This is a genomic window from Pseudomonas fluorescens, assembly GCF_001307155.1.
GTDB lineage: Bacteria > Pseudomonadota > Gammaproteobacteria > Pseudomonadales > Pseudomonadaceae > Aquipseudomonas > Aquipseudomonas helvetica.
This window is the reverse complement of sequence record NZ_CP012830.1, coordinates 5,114,125-5,127,851: the sequence shown is the minus strand read 5'-3', so window position 1 is coordinate 5,127,851 and position 13,727 is coordinate 5,114,125. Positions and strand designations below refer to the sequence as shown.

Below are 13,727 nucleotides of genomic sequence, written 5' to 3'. Positions count from 1 at the left end.
CAGACCATGCTTGAAGGATTGGGTCGTACGCAGCAGGACCTGCTCAATGCACTGCTGCACCACGCGGGCGGTATGAGCATTGACGAGTTGGCTGAGCAACTGGCTGTCACACGCACCGCGATTCGCCAGCATCTGGCGGCTCTGGAGCGTGACGGACTGGTGCTGCGCGGCGAAACCCGTCCGACAGGCCGGCGACCGGAGCAGCTGTATCAGCTCACCGACCATGCGCGGGAGCAGTTCCCTCGCCACTATCAGTTACTGGCCAGTGTGCTGATTGAAGAAGTGGCCGACATCATCGGCCCCGTCGAACTGGCTTCGCTGATGCGCCGTATGGGCCGCAAAATGGCCTTGGACCGTGAACGTCAGGTGGTTGACGAAACAAAAATCGTGCAGCACATGAACCAGGCGGGATACGAAGCGGAGGTGTTCTTTCGCTCATCCGACGACAAGGAAATCGTCGCGCACAACTGCGTCTTCCACCGCTTGGCCGCGGCCTATCCGGTGGTGTGTGAGCTGGATCTGGCGTTGATCGGGACGTTGGGGGGAGCCGAAGTCGACCATACGGAGTGCATGGTACGGGGCGGTAATGTCTGCCGATTCAAGCTTCGGCCGATCGAGCATCAAGCCGAGGCTGGAAAGGATGCAGCACCCGATCCAGCAACGGCCCGATGATCGGCAAACAGCAGCTGCCTCGCGTTCACGACGTCGAGGCAGCTGTTTACCCTTGAGACTTAAGCCTGGACCAAGTTGGCGATCTTGACGTCCGGATCGACGTCAGCCTCGTAGTCCACCCCTTCGATCCCGAAGCCGAACAGGCGCAGGAACTCTGCCTTGTAACCGGCAAAGTCGGTGAGTTCGTAAAGGTTTTCATTGCTGACCTGATCCCAGAGTAGCTTGACGCGCTCCTGGACTTCAGGCGCCAGCTCCTTGTAATCCGCGCGCAGACGCCCTTCTTCGTCCATGACCGGAGGATGACCGAACAAGCTGTCCTTGTAGAGCGCGTAGACCTGCTCGATGCAGCCTTCGTGTGTGCCCTGCTCTTTCATGACCTTGAACAGCAAGGACAGGTACAGCGGCATGATCGGGATTGCCGAGCTTGCCTGGGTCACTACCGCTTTCAATACCGAAACCCGTGCATCGCCGCCCAGGTCCGCCAGTCGCTCGCGAATGCTCAGGACTTTCTGGTCCAGGTCTTTCTTCGCCGCGCCGATGGAGCCATTCCAGTAAATGTCGTGGGTCAGCTTTTCGCCCAGGTACGTGAATGCCGTGGTTTTCGCCCCCTCGGCCAGAACGCCGGCTTCGTGCAGGGCGTCGATCCACATCTGCCAGTCTTCGCCACCCATGACCTTGACGGTACCGTCGATTTCTTCCTGGGTCGCTTCGGCCAAGGTGGTCACATTGACCTCTTCCTTGTCGGTGTTCAGGCCGCGCTGGGTAACCGACTTGCCGACCGGCTTGAGCGTCGAGCTGTAGACTTCACCGGTTTTCGGATCGGTACGACGCGGTGCGGCGAGGCTGTAGACCACCAGGTCGATCTTGCCCAGGTCGCGCTTGATGGTCTCGATGGTCAGGCGCTTGACTTCATCGGAGAACGCATCACCGTTGATGCTTTTGGCGTAGAGACCTTCCGCTTCGGCGAACGTGTGGAAGGCCGCAGTGTTGTACCAGCCGGCGGTGCCGAGCTTGCCCTCGACGCTTTCACGTTCGAAGAACACACCCAGCGTCTTGGCGCCGCAACCAAAGGCCGCGGTGATGCGCGCAGCCAGTCCGTAACCGGTCGATGCGCCGAGCACCAGGACATTCTTTGGCCCATCGGTGATCTGTCCTTGCGCACGGACGTAGTCGATCTGATTCTTGACGTTGGCTTTGCAGCCAGTGGGGTGGGTAGTCACACAAACAAAACCACGAACGCGCGGTTTAACGATCATAAATATCTCCCTCTTCCAAGATGCCGAGAGCCAATACTGGCTATAAAAGTCATAGACGCTGGGAAAACGGAAGCGTCACGGTGGCGGGCCGATTCATTGACCTCACTGTCCGGGCCTGTCGCAAATCCAGCGCATACCCTCGATGATTTGAGCCGCTGTTTCCAGTCCGAGAGTGGCGTTATTCAAAAACAACCTAACACGCGGTGATGACATTCTGGACGAACCCGTTTCCATTGCTAGCGTTATCCGTAGAAACACCTCAGGTCGTCAGGAGCAATCCGGTGAACAAGCCCATGGAAGAGCCTTATGGCGGTAGGCGCAGGACCTATCTGTTCAAGGAATCGCACCTGAGACCACGGCAACGGGCCCTGCTCCTTGCACTGATTCTGTTGCTCATCAACGGTGTCGGTCGATTGTTCATGGTGGACGTGGTCGGACTTGATGGCGCAATCCTCCAGCTGGTGGTGATCCTCACTGCCTTCGCCACGGTGATCTGTGGCGCCCCACTCATTATGTTTCTGAGCATGGGCTGGTTTACCCGCTACAGCGAATTCCAGAACAGTTTGAAGGGCGGCGCCCTGGCGGCCTATCTGCAACGCTTCTGGTCGACCAGCCTCATCCATTCACTCCAGGACGAAGGAAAGCTGGGTCAGACCGGTTCCGTCGATGATTGGCGAACCTGCTCCGACAAGAACCCGGAACTGTGCGAGCGTTTGTTTGCACGTATCTACCATGAGCAATATGGATTGGTGCCGTTCATTGTGCCTTTCATCATTCTCTTGTTGGTGGCTTATGCCGCGGCAGCCTTGGTCGCCTCCAACTATGTCATCCCCAACTGCGACAACACGCTTAAAGTGGCGTGCGTGTACAAGCTCGGGATTCCACTGCTGGTCAGCTCGCTGGCGGGGGCTTTCATGTTTATCGTGAGCGACTCCGTCCTCAGTATCCGCCGCAAGTCACTGAACATTTCCGATGTGTATTGGTACTCCCTGCGCCTGTTTCTGGCCATTCCGCTGGCAATGGTGATCATGAATGCCGGCGCTGGAGATGGCCCGCATATCGTCACAGCCTTTGCCTTGGGTACCTTGCCGATCGATCCGCTGATGAAGATCGTGCGAAGACTGGGCTTTCCCCAACTCACCGATCAGGACAAGAGGGACGGCAGTTCAGACAAGTTGCTGGTCCTGGAAGGCGTGACCCTGCCCGTGGTTGCGACGCTGGAGTCAGAGGGCATCAACTCGATCGAGCAGGTGGCTGCGGCGGATCCGGTTTTGCTTTCAATCCGTACCGGATTCCCCTTCAGGTTCACTTTGCGCCTGGGCTCCCAGGCTATCGTGCGGCGCCATCTCGGGGAAAACGCGGCCAGGCTACTTCCGGTGGGGCTGGCTGATGTCGTCCCGGTATTCCTGCTGGTGCGGGCACTCGATACCCCGGCGGTGCCCACCAGTGATTCGCCCGACAAGTACGACGGACCGTTTCCGCGGATCGAGACACCCGATGCGGTCGTCCAGAACGCGGCCGTCCGCCTTTTCCCCGATGACAATGACCTGCAACGCCAGGCCATCACCCGAATGAAATTCCGGCAAATTGCCGCCGAAGAATATACGGTGATGCTGGCACGGATAACGCCGCCTGATACCGGGTTGTAACTACAGGGCGAAGGTCATTTACGCGCCAACTTATACTTGACGCACTCATTATAGAAACTCTGCCGGACAGCCTCGGGCTTGAACTTCGATTGACTGTCGTAGGTTTGCTCGGTAATGCCCATGGCCATCATCCGCATCCAGCCCTTGCTGAATTTGTATGCCTGGATCTTCTGGCGAGCGGCATACAGCGAGACCCCGGACAGCTTGAGCTCCTGGGCCCTTGCCGCTGTACCCGCGCCCCAGCTGCACATAAACCGATCATTGGGCATCAACTCTCTTGCCTGGACAGAGACCGCAATGCTCGCCAGTACCAGCGAGATCGGCACGATCAACACATTGCGCATTTGCATTCCGCCTAACCACCTGAAAATGAAGCGATTTTGGCGGTAATTTTGAGGCTTCGGGGCCAGCAAAATGCCTTCTGTCCGGCTTTACGAGGATGACGTTTGCCGAGCTTCGGTTTATTGCGGCTGAAATGTCTGAAGGTAGGCCAACAGGTTTTCGATCTTTTCCGGATCGCTGATACCCCAGAAAATCATGCGCGTCCCGGGGACTACTTTTTTTGGCGCTTCGATGTAGGCGGCCAGCGTTTCGCGGGTCCAGACCACGTCTGACGATTTCATCGCGGTAGAGTACTGGTAGTCCGTCGTGCTGCCGGCATGGCGCCCAAAAATGCCATTGAGTTGCGGACCAAAAGAACCTCGGGCTGAATCACCCACTTGATGGCAACCGCCGCATATTCGGTTAAAGAGTTTCCCTCCCGCTTCAGCATCGCCGGCCGCGTCTGCTGGTGTGCTGAATACGCCTGTATTGAGCATCAAGGCGACGGTTAGTACTGCGGCTTTCTTCAAGTTCTGCTCCTCATCAGGTGTTACTTACCGCTTTGAAGATCTACAGCGTGCTCTGTGGCAGCGATCACCAGGATTTACGCTCCACGAGGGGACATGAAACCCTATGAATAGAAGGCTCATTCCTGCTTTCGATCAAGTGCTGAGCGGCACGCCGGCCCATTTCGTAATACGGGAGTTGCACGGTGCTCAGCGGTGGATAGAACAACTCGGCAACGCCGATCATATTGTCGTAGCCAAGTACGGCCACCTCGGCGGGAATACGCAGGCCACGACTGAGCAGGTATTGATAAGCGACCAACGCAATGCGGTCGTTGCCACAAATAAGCAGATCGAAGGTCGGCTTTCCATCCGACTCACGCAATTGCTGCTCCAGCGCTACAACCGTTTCCTCATAGGCGTCATCGGTCGACAGGTTGTATTGGGGAACACTGTCCAGGGACACACCGCCTTCTGCCAGGGCGCGAACCAATCCCTGCTGGCGCAACTCCCAAGCGAGGCTGCTTTGCGGCAGGTTGATGCACAACGGATGCCGGTAGCCACGCTTCAATGCTTGCCGCACGGCCTGGTACTGACCGTCTTCGTCATCGGGGACGTAACAGGCCACGCCTGGCTCTGAACTCATGCAGTTGCTGAGTACCAGCGGCAGGCTGCGGAGCACCTGGGGAATCTCGACGGTACGAAGCTGCATGGCGCTGAAGATGATCCCGTCGGGCTGATGCGACAGCATCAGGTCGATGGTTTGCTGACTCGGCGGAGCCTCGAACACGTTGAGAATAAAGACGTTCCAGCCGTTTTCTCGTGCCGTGCGCTCCATTGAAAGCAGCATTTCTACAGCGAAGGGGGTTGTCGCGGTATCCAGCGCGAAGACGCCAATAGTCTTGCCACTGGAGTGACCGCCACGGATCTTGCGCGCAGAAAGACTGGGGACGTATCCCAGGGCCTCGACCGCTTGACGAACTTTCGCCAGCGTTTCCTGGTTGAGCTTTTCCGGGGTGTTGAGCGCCCTGGATACGGTCATGAGGGAAACCCCCGCCAGCCGTGCGACATCTTTAACTGAAGCCATTCGCGGGTGCCATTGCTTGTCTGGCCGGGCATCATGTCATGCTTGGCAAAAGCATGACAACACGATGCCCGGCAGCAGGCGGCACGAATGGTCTGCCAGGGGTGCTCAGAGCTTGAGATCGGCCGGGTTCCAGACAGAAATCTCCCCGAACACCCCTGCCCCGTTGACTGCAAATCAGCGTTCTGAGTCCGGGCGCTCCCAGCCATCTATCAAGCGCCGTATAAATGGCTTCCACTGCAAAATATGAAAATCGCGGGGTGTAAACCACACCTGCCGGGTCGCAATCTCCAAATAGAATGGTTCTGCTGACGAAAACTGCTTTAGGCATCAGTCTGTTCTTCCTTGAAATGTCAGTCATATTCCGCTTCCCGATGCTCCCCCAGCAGGCGCCGTTGACGCGGTGTCGCGGCAGCCAGCACGTCGGGGTTGAAGCACCAGTGCAGGTAAGGCGAGAACTTCTGCGCCACCATTCGCCGGCCGTAGTGTACCTGCAACAGGTAGCGCACACGGTCGGTGGTTCGGTTGTCGCTACCGGCGTGCCACAGCTCACTGCGAAACATCAGAGCGTCCCCGGCCTGACACAGCACTGGTTTCGCCATACTGCCGTGCCACTGGTTTTCACCACGAGCTGGCGGCCGCCCTGCTCGGTGGCTACCGGGGATCACCCGAGTGGGACTGAGGTCGGCATCGATATCGTCGAGGTAGAATTGCGCGGTGCAGATCTGCATCGGCAACTCGAAGGCCGGGTTGGCCAGCAGGCTTCGCGGCAACTCCATCACCAGGTAATCCAGATGCAATGGAGCGCCGATGAAGCCGGGATGGCAGCGCCAGGCGGTCTGGCCAATGATATGACAATCTTCTCCCAAGGCTGCTTCGGCCAGTTCGATGACCCCATCCAGATCGAGAAACGTCAGCCAAAACGGGTCGCGGTTGAACACGCACTTGTAATGGTCAAGCAAGCCACTGTAGTCCCAGTGCTGAGGTTTCAGGCCATCTATTGCATGGCGCAGCGCACTGATTTGGGCGCTATCCAGCACGCCGGGCAGCACCACAAAACCGTCCTGATGCAAGGCTAGAAGGTGGTTGGCAGTCAGTGATGACAAGCGCTCGGTGGTGTCCATGTTGCGCACCCGGAGAAATGCCGATAATTCCTATTCATACTGGCACTGCGCGGGGTGCTTCGCCACGTTTGCATCCTGACGGAGTCTGAGCAAACGCGTCTATCGTGCGGTACCGTCGTGAGGCTTATAGAAGACAAATTTTCGGGTCTCGGCGGTCTTGATGTATTCCCTGGCCCATTCGGGTTTCACGTGTTTACTATGGAAATACATGGCGCCATGGGTTCGGTCAGTGAGTTGGTGATTGAGCGCTTTTCGCGCTATTTCCGTAGCAGCCGCATAGGGAGCGTCTTCGTCGGCATGATCCGAACGTCGATCACACCACCACGAAAACTGGCAGGCATGCTTTTGCGAACCTTGCTTGACCACCTCGCACACCGTACCTGGAAAACCTTCATGGCCTAGCCGGTTCAACACCACATTGGCAACCGCTTCCATGTCGGCCAATTCCCCACCTTTGGCCTCCCAGAAAATAGTGCGTGAAAGGCAAGTTATTGCATCCTTCAAGGGTGCTTTGCCTGCCGGATCGACCGCCTGCGCTTCAGAGGGGGTAATCGCCTCGGCTTTGGGCACCGGTGCCACACTGCCCTTCTCTGCAGTCTTCTGTTCCAGGACTTGCGCCTTGTCCACCGCCACCTCCTTGTTTTGCGCTTGGTCAGCCGCGCTCACCTGCCCCCCGAGAAGGGTTATTGAGAGACAAGTAGCAATCCAGATCAGACGCATGACGAACCTGCTGACCAAGTCATGTTGGCGACTCCGCTTATTGCGGTCGACACCGTAGCGGCCCAATCATTCCAACAGACTGACAGCTGGCAACTATTGCCGCTGCGTATCACCCGACCGGCCGCTCCCCCTTCTGCTTTGCGTGTAGATATGCCGACGCAGGGGAACTCCTGACTGCCGCCACACCTCCAAATTTAAGTAGCACATCCGTTGCTTCATCCATTCGGAGGACGCCGTCATGCGTCGCACACTTGTCATCTCTTCGCTAATCCTTTGTCTGCCCTTTGGTTCGGCCTTTGCCCGTGTAGATGCACGCGATGTCGCCACCTCGGCAGGTGTTTCCGCATCCCTTTACTCAACGTTCAAGGACCACAAACTGGTCGTTTCCGCCCGCGATGACGCTTCCAGCTTCGTAGCGAGTGGAGGTGCCATTCGCGGTGCCTATCTGGAGTCGGAGTTGAAACGGATTCGACTTGAACACCCAGGCCTCAAGGCCAGCGACGAAGATCTGGCCCAAGCAATCCTCATTCAAGCCGAGGCACCTGCCGATCACTAGAGGCATACGCACGTCAGTGACAAACTTCGAGGTTCACCGGGATGATGACGTTGGCCTAACGTCCCGGTCCTCGGCCTCTGTGCTGACATGCACCACCGACCAGGAACTCCTGTCCGACAGCGCGGATCAAAAAACATAAGACCAGTCATTCAGGTCTCATGTTTTCGGAGGACTCGCCATGCGACGTATATTCCTCATTCCATTGCTGGTGCTTTGCCTGCCCTTCGGTTCGGCCATGGCCCACAGGCGCCATATGCCCGATATTGATGCGCGCGAAGTTGCAACGTCGGCAGGGCTCTCCGTGTCGCTGTACTCGACATTCAGAGACGACAAAATCGTCACGCCAGCCCGCGAAGACCTCTCCAGCTTCGTCGCGAGCGGCGGCGCCATTCGCGACGCCAATCTGGAGTCGATGTTGATGCAGGCTCGACACGATCATCCTGGCCTCCAGGCCAGTGACGAAGAGTTGGCCCAGGCGCTGCTCGTTCAAGATCAACTGCCTGCCGGTCAATAGCGGTCGATGCACGCTAGCGGCGGGCGGGCCAGCCCGCCGCGTAATGCCACCTATACTCAATTTCACCTCCCCCCTCTCGGGGCCTGCACTGCCAACAATAAGTAGCAGAGGTGGAACATGGTCTGGCAGCAAGTCTACGATCCCTTCGGTAACCCGCTGGTCTCGACTCTCATGGCGGCGTTACCGGTGGTGGTGATGCTCACGTCCCTGGCGTTTTTCCATCTCAAGGCGCATATCGCGGCCTTGCTGGCGCTGAGCACGGCCTTGCTGATCGCCATCTTCGCCTTCGGCATGCCGGCGAACATGGCCGGTTCCGCCGCTCTCCTGGGTGCCGCGACGGGTCTGGTTCCGATTGGCTGGATCGTGCTCAACATCATTTATCTGCATCGGCTGACCACTGAGAACGGCTCGTTCAAAGTCCTGCAGGATTCCCTGGCGCGCATTACCGACGATCGCCGCCTGCAATTGCTGCTGATCGCTTTTTGCTTCGGCGCGTTCTTCGAAGGCGCGGCGGGGTTTGGCACGCCGGTGGCGGTGACCGGGGCCATCCTGATCGGGCTGGGTTTCTCGCCCCTGGCCGCGTCCGGCCTGGCGTTGATCGCCAACACCGCGCCAGTGGCGTTCGGGGCCTTGGGCACCCCCATCATCACTTTGGCCAAGGTCACCGGGCTGGACGAAATGCAACTGTCGATGATGGTCGGCCGGCAGTTGCCGTTCTTCTCGGTGCTCGTGCCGTTCTGGTTGATCTGGGCCTTCGCCGGTTGGCGCAAGATGCTGGAAATCTGGCCGGCGATTCTGGTGGCCGGGGTCAGCTTCGCGGTGCCGCAGTTCTTCGTGTCCAACTACCATGGGCCGATGTTGGTGGACGTGATTGCCGCACTGATTTCCATGGCTTGCCTGACCGGTTTTCTCAAGGTCTGGAAACCCGCCCGCGTACACACCTCCGCCGCCTTGTCGGGGCGAGTCGACGACTCAAAAGTTGAGGAATCGCCAGACGAAAAAACGGCGGCCAGTGCAACCTTTGCCAGCGATGCCCGACCCACCGTAATGCGTGCGTGGATGCCCTGGATCATCCTCACGGTTTTCGTCTTTGCGTGGGGCACTCAAGGCTTCAAAAACATGTTCGACATCCGTCCAGCCATGGACCCGCAAACCCACTCGGCCAAGCTCGACCCCCAGGGTAAGCCAGTGAGCGAGGCGAACCCGATCTTCGCACCGGCCCTGACCTTCACTACCCTGCACTTGCAGGTCGAAAAAGTTCCGCCCGTGGTGCCGCAACCGAAACCTGAGGAAGCTATCTATAAATTCACCTGGCTCACCAGCACCGGCAGCGGCATCTTGCTGGCGGCGATCTTCGGTGGGTTGCTGATGGGTTATTCAATCCCGCAACTGGTGAGCCAATACCTGCGAACGCTGTGGGTGGTGCGCTATTCGCTGACCACCATCGCGGCGATGCTCGCCCTCGGTTTCATCACCCGCTATTCCGGTCTGGACGCAACCATGGGCCTGGCCTTCGCCGCCACCGGGATCTTCTACCCGATGTTCGGCACCTTGCTCGGCTGGCTCGGCGTCGCCTTGACCGGCTCGGACACGGCGTCCAACGTGCTGTTCGGCGGCTTGCAACGAGTGACCTCGGAACAACTGGGCATCAGCCCGATCTTGATGGCCGCGGCCAACAGTTCCGGCGGGGTCATGGGCAAGATGGTCGACGCGCAGTCGATCGTGGTGGCCTCCACCGCCACCCGCTGGTATGGGCATGAAGGGGAAATCCTGCGCTATGTGTTTTTCCACTCCATCGTGCTGGCGATACTGGTCGGTGGGCTGGTCACGTTGCAGGCGTATGTGGTGCCGTTCAGCCACTTGGTGGTCGGCGGGCATTGATCAACATCAGGCGGGTTGTTTTCGTTTAGCTCCATGCCCGGGTTCTTCGCCCGGGCGTGGGGCTTGGCAGCCGGCATCGCCCTCCTCTTACACCAGCCGCTCGATCTTCTGATGCTGCCAGACCATTGTGTAATACGCCGTCTGCAACGCCAGCATGCTCAGGTAAGCCAGCGGAAACGCCATCCACACGCCTTGCAATCCGAATTGCGCATCCAGTAAATACGCCATAGGCAACTGCACCCCGACCACGCACACGATCGCAATCGCCACCGGCACCATCACCGTGCCGCTGGCGCGCATGATGCCGCCGATGACCGCCTGGAAACCGAACACCAGCAGGCTCCAGAGCATGATGTGCAGCAGGTGTTCAGCCATGGCCTGGGTGGACGGATCGGTGAGGAACAACCCCAGCAACCAATGCGACAGCAAATACCCCAACACCACCAGGCCACCGGTCAGCCACACATTGATCAACAACCCGGTGCGCAGGATCAGCCCGATCCGTTCGATGCGCCCTGCCCCGATGGCCTGGGCGCCGAGGATCGACGCCGTGATCGCAATCGACAGCGCCGGGAACTGCACGTAATTGACGATCTGCGTCACCGCCCCGTACGCCGCCGTCGCCTGGGAACCGTGCTGGTTGACCAGCGCCAGAATCACCAGCTCCGACAGCGACAGCACCACCATCTGCAACCCCGTGGGCAGGCCGATGCGCAGCACTTTGCCAAGGATCTCCAGGTCCAGTCGCATCGCCGCAAAAAACGCCCGGTCCGGCGCCAACGGATGCCCCTTGCGAATCAACCGCCAGGCCAGCCAGGCCATCGCCGACAAGTTACCCGCCAACCCGGCAAACGCCGCACTCTGAATGCCCATTGGCGGCAAGCCGAACCAACCGCGAATCAACGCCGGCGTCAGCGCCAGCCCGATACACGTCGACACCAGCAACGCCACCAGTGGCGACAGCGTATCGCTGACCCCACGCAACAACTGGGTAAACAGCACATAAACCAACAGCGACGGCAGAGTCCACATCATCACATGCGCATACGCCACCGCATCGTCCAGCACATCCGCCGGCGTCCCCAACCCCTGCAACGCCGGCCGCGCAAACACACTCCCCACCACCGCCGCCACCAAGCCGATCATCGCCCCCAACAGCAACGTCGTCCCGGCAATCGCCTTGACCATCTGCGGCTCCCGCGCGCCCCACGCCTGACCGATCAACACCCCTGCCCCCGCACCGAGGCCAATGACCAGCGCGATGAAGAAAAACACGATCGGGAACATCCCGGACACAGCCGCCAGGGCTTGAGTGCCGAGCATTTGGCCGATGTAGATGCTGTTGATCGTGCCTGACATGGATTGCAGGAAGTTCGACAGGACCATGGGGGCCAGGAACAGGAGGTAGGTTTGCCAGAGGGGGCGTTGGGTGGAGGGGGTTTGCATGGAGGTTCCGTCTCGGATGGGGATGCCGTGACGGGATTCTACGGAGGGTGGAATGAGTAATAAACACAATTAAATGAGGACCGACCCTCTACATCTCGTCCGGATAAACCAATCAGAAATACGCAGATACATCACTGAGAGTTCGGTTACGGAAAAGAGATCTACGCTCAATCCACACCCACCAAAGGAAGGTACGCATGCTTTACATACCGTGTATGAAAGTTGGCCAGAACGATGTAAAAGCACTGATCAATCTGGAAGATGCTCGTAAGGAATTAGTGTCCCCTCTGCTCAACATGAGAGGCATAGAACGCCACCTTAATGATTTTCTCGCAGACTGGGGTGACTACGCTTATTTGATGGACATATCCAGATCTGCGCTAGACATTGCCAATGACGTGATAGGTGAAAGAGATCTACACAACCCCAACAATCACTTCGAAAACAAACGCAATTGGTTTGTAGAGGTAAAAGCTAAAAACAGTTCATTGATACCGGTCGTCTCCTGGTTAGACACCGACAACGCCCGAGACATCATACAACAGGCAAGGCTACTGCTAGCTGAGTTTGACACCATCGCAATAAGGGTTGCTTGCCCCTCTGAAATCGCGGGCCCAAGCTGGGACAGAGCCATGAGCATTCTGGATGCCATACCCGATCCAGAAAATATACTTGTGATTCTGGACTTTGGAGATAGATCTCCAATATCCACCATAAATGGCGGCACACTCGACCACAGTTTATCCGCCCTGGATAACTACGAGGTGTATGGCGTGGCGCTTGTCAGCTCGTCTTTTCCAAGTCAAAAGCCTCAATCCGGCAGCTCCAGCACCGCCCTATGTCACGACATTGTCTGGCAAGCTGAAGCCAGACAACTCAACGACTCAATAAACCTCATTTATGGCGATTATGCGGGCACCAACCCTGGCGCCGCAGTCGAGTATATTCAAGGCATGGCCGTCATACCCTTCGCCAGTTATTACGTACCTAACGAATGGTGGTTGAAGCGATTGGGAAGAGATAAAGAATTTGAAAACTACGTCCAGCTAGCCAGAGAAATCCGTCAACTACCCGATTACCATGGTGACGATTTTTGCTGGGCAACCAGGGAATATGGTCGGATAAGTCAAACCAATGAACGATATGGCAACAATGGAGTATGGAACGGCTTTAGAGCCAACCAGCACATTTGCGCAACGCTACAGTTTCTTCAATACGAAGATGATGGCGACATACTTTCCATTGACGACATGCTCTGACCTACCGAGTAACGAGCTTTAAGCCTGCTTAAAACCTTATCTCGGATCAACTCCCACTCCAGCGCCTCTGCGACTTCGAGGCGCACTTCCTTTATTTTCATCGCGCTTTTCGTTTCTACTTGAAATTCTTTACAAATCTCATCCAGCTCGGACCGCCACAAAAGCCCCGTCAGCGTGAATTTATCGCGCAATTTATTGTGCGTGGCCTTCCTGACCACGGCGATAGATCCCAGATCGTCAACCACCAGAATCCCAACGCTTTTATGAGTGACGCCAAAGGCTTTTTCCAGGTGTTTGGAATGACAGCAAAGCCAAACCTGATCAAAGCACGTGAGATAAGCTTCCTGCTGCCCTTCCCACCTGGACAGGCTATCTGATGCGGACTTTATTTCGAATGCCGTTAGCTGGCCATTAGCATGTACAAGGTCCGCACGTCTTGCTTTGTTGATGAAGCAAAGCTCGCCGATGAAAACATCGTCTTCAGCATGAGGCATGGTCTTGGCGACCCATGTTTTGAGCAATTCGCGGATATGATCTGGAGTGTGCATGGCGCAGGAGTATAGCTTCTCTGCCCTGCGAAACCTATGCGCGATGTGGCTCTATCTGTGGACATGAAAGGTCCAGGGCCACATCAATACAGATCCTACAGCAGCCTCGGAATCCCTCACCTTCCCCCCTGATTGGATGAAGCTTATAGTCCTCCCGTCGCCCATATGGCGACCAGGTTTGGCGACCTGCT

General features: G+C 57.5%; 14 protein-coding genes and 1 pseudogene. 6 read left to right on the top strand and 9 right to left on the bottom strand.

All coding sequences use genetic code 11. The features are described from left to right. The first annotated feature begins 6 nt into the window (after positions 1–6). Positions 7–672: a helix-turn-helix transcriptional regulator gene (locus AO353_RS23390; RefSeq protein ID WP_054597106.1), complete on the top strand. Its 666-nt coding sequence runs from the start codon at positions 7–9 to the stop codon at positions 670–672. A 59-nt stretch (positions 673–731) separates the two neighbouring features. Here AO353_RS23390 and fabV read toward each other — a convergent pair whose 3' ends face one another. Next, on the bottom strand, positions 732–1,928 hold the full coding sequence (gene fabV / locus AO353_RS23385) for an enoyl-ACP reductase FabV (protein ID WP_054597105.1): 1,197 nt from the start codon (positions 1,926–1,928) through the stop codon (positions 732–734). Between the two features lie 281 nt (positions 1,929–2,209). Here fabV and AO353_RS23380 point away from each other — a divergent pair, with 281 nt between their 5' ends. Further along, positions 2,210–3,577: a hypothetical protein gene (locus tag AO353_RS23380; RefSeq protein ID WP_203226130.1), complete on the top strand. Its 1,368-nt coding sequence runs from the start codon at positions 2,210–2,212 to the stop codon at positions 3,575–3,577. A 14-nt stretch (positions 3,578–3,591) separates the two neighbouring features. Here AO353_RS23380 and AO353_RS23375 read toward each other — a convergent pair whose 3' ends face one another. From AO353_RS23375 to AO353_RS23355, 6 genes and pseudogenes are all read right to left on the bottom strand, one after another. After that, positions 3,592–3,927, bottom strand: coding sequence for a hypothetical protein (locus tag AO353_RS23375; RefSeq protein ID WP_102667264.1), 336 nt, complete (start codon positions 3,925–3,927; stop codon positions 3,592–3,594). A 111-nt stretch (positions 3,928–4,038) separates the two neighbouring features. Further along, positions 4,039–4,428 carry a c-type cytochrome gene (locus AO353_RS23370; protein WP_054597104.1) on the bottom strand — a complete coding sequence of 130 codons (390 nt, stop codon included), beginning with the start codon at positions 4,426–4,428 and terminating at the stop codon, positions 4,039–4,041. 64 nt (positions 4,429–4,492) lie between these two features. Continuing rightward, the gene (locus AO353_RS23365) at positions 4,493–5,491 is read right to left on the bottom strand and encodes a LacI family DNA-binding transcriptional regulator (protein WP_054597103.1); all 999 of its coding nucleotides are present in this window, start codon (positions 5,489–5,491) and stop codon (positions 4,493–4,495) included. 172 nt (positions 5,492–5,663) lie between these two features. After that, a pseudogene (locus AO353_RS31685) lies at positions 5,664–5,819 on the bottom strand (acyl-CoA thioesterase); the annotation flags it as partial. A gap of 22 nt (positions 5,820–5,841) precedes the next feature. Further along, on the bottom strand, positions 5,842–6,612 hold the full coding sequence (locus AO353_RS23360; protein ID WP_054597102.1) for a phytanoyl-CoA dioxygenase family protein: 771 nt from the start codon (positions 6,610–6,612) through the stop codon (positions 5,842–5,844). A 99-nt stretch (positions 6,613–6,711) separates the two neighbouring features. Further along, positions 6,712–7,332, bottom strand: coding sequence for a cell wall hydrolase (locus tag AO353_RS23355; RefSeq protein WP_054597101.1), 621 nt, complete (start codon positions 7,330–7,332; stop codon positions 6,712–6,714). A 238-nt stretch (positions 7,333–7,570) separates the two neighbouring features. Here AO353_RS23355 and AO353_RS23350 point away from each other — a divergent pair, with 238 nt between their 5' ends. From AO353_RS23350 to AO353_RS23340, 3 genes are all read left to right on the top strand, one after another. Continuing rightward, complete coding sequence (locus tag AO353_RS23350; RefSeq protein ID WP_054597100.1) at positions 7,571–7,888, top strand: DUF2388 domain-containing protein; 318 nt, start codon at positions 7,571–7,573, stop codon at positions 7,886–7,888. Positions 7,889–8,066: 178 nt separating this feature from the next. Continuing rightward, the gene (locus AO353_RS23345; RefSeq protein ID WP_054597099.1) at positions 8,067–8,402 is read left to right on the top strand and encodes a DUF2388 domain-containing protein; all 336 of its coding nucleotides are present in this window, start codon (positions 8,067–8,069) and stop codon (positions 8,400–8,402) included. A 117-nt stretch (positions 8,403–8,519) separates the two neighbouring features. Further along, positions 8,520–10,283: an L-lactate permease gene (locus AO353_RS23340; RefSeq protein ID WP_054597098.1), complete on the top strand. Its 1,764-nt coding sequence runs from the start codon at positions 8,520–8,522 to the stop codon at positions 10,281–10,283. Between the two features lie 87 nt (positions 10,284–10,370). Here the strand turns inward: AO353_RS23340 and AO353_RS23335 are convergent, their stop codons facing one another. After that, complete coding sequence (locus tag AO353_RS23335) at positions 10,371–11,729, bottom strand: MATE family efflux transporter (RefSeq protein ID WP_054597097.1); 1,359 nt, start codon at positions 11,727–11,729, stop codon at positions 10,371–10,373. Between the two features lie 197 nt (positions 11,730–11,926). Here AO353_RS23335 and AO353_RS23330 point away from each other — a divergent pair, with 197 nt between their 5' ends. After that, positions 11,927–12,988 carry a beta family protein gene (locus AO353_RS23330; protein WP_054597096.1) on the top strand — a complete coding sequence of 354 codons (1,062 nt, stop codon included), beginning with the start codon at positions 11,927–11,929 and terminating at the stop codon, positions 12,986–12,988. On the opposite strand, the gene AO353_RS23325 is transcribed toward AO353_RS23330, so the two are convergent. After that, on the bottom strand, positions 12,940–13,536 hold the full coding sequence (locus tag AO353_RS23325; RefSeq protein ID WP_054597095.1) for a sce7726 family protein: 597 nt from the start codon (positions 13,534–13,536) through the stop codon (positions 12,940–12,942). The genes AO353_RS23330 and AO353_RS23325 overlap by 49 nt on opposite strands. Positions 13,537–13,727: the final 191 nt, after the last annotated feature.

Coding starts and splice junctions, on each gene's coding strand:
- AO353_RS23390 (WP_054597106.1), top strand. CDS start 7: ATGCTTGAAGGATTGGGTCGTACGCAGCAGGACCTGCTCAATGCACTG.
- fabV (WP_054597105.1), bottom strand. CDS start 1,928: ATGATCGTTAAACCGCGCGTTCGTGGTTTTGTTTGTGTGACTACCCAC.
- AO353_RS23375 (WP_102667264.1), bottom strand. CDS start 3,927: ATGCAAATGCGCAATGTGTTGATCGTGCCGATCTCGCTGGTACTGGCG.
- AO353_RS23365 (WP_054597103.1), bottom strand. CDS start 5,491: ATGGCTTCAGTTAAAGATGTCGCACGGCTGGCGGGGGTTTCCCTCATG.
- AO353_RS23360 (WP_054597102.1), bottom strand. CDS start 6,612: ATGGACACCACCGAGCGCTTGTCATCACTGACTGCCAACCACCTTCTA.
- AO353_RS23355 (WP_054597101.1), bottom strand. CDS start 7,332: ATGCGTCTGATCTGGATTGCTACTTGTCTCTCAATAACCCTTCTCGGG.
- AO353_RS23350 (WP_054597100.1), top strand. CDS start 7,571: ATGCGTCGCACACTTGTCATCTCTTCGCTAATCCTTTGTCTGCCCTTT.
- AO353_RS23345 (WP_054597099.1), top strand. CDS start 8,067: ATGCGACGTATATTCCTCATTCCATTGCTGGTGCTTTGCCTGCCCTTC.
- AO353_RS23340 (WP_054597098.1), top strand. CDS start 8,520: ATGGTCTGGCAGCAAGTCTACGATCCCTTCGGTAACCCGCTGGTCTCG.
- AO353_RS23335 (WP_054597097.1), bottom strand. CDS start 11,729: ATGCAAACCCCCTCCACCCAACGCCCCCTCTGGCAAACCTACCTCCTG.
- AO353_RS23330 (WP_054597096.1), top strand. CDS start 11,927: ATGCTTTACATACCGTGTATGAAAGTTGGCCAGAACGATGTAAAAGCA.
- AO353_RS23325 (WP_054597095.1), bottom strand. CDS start 13,536: ATGCACACTCCAGATCATATCCGCGAATTGCTCAAAACATGGGTCGCC.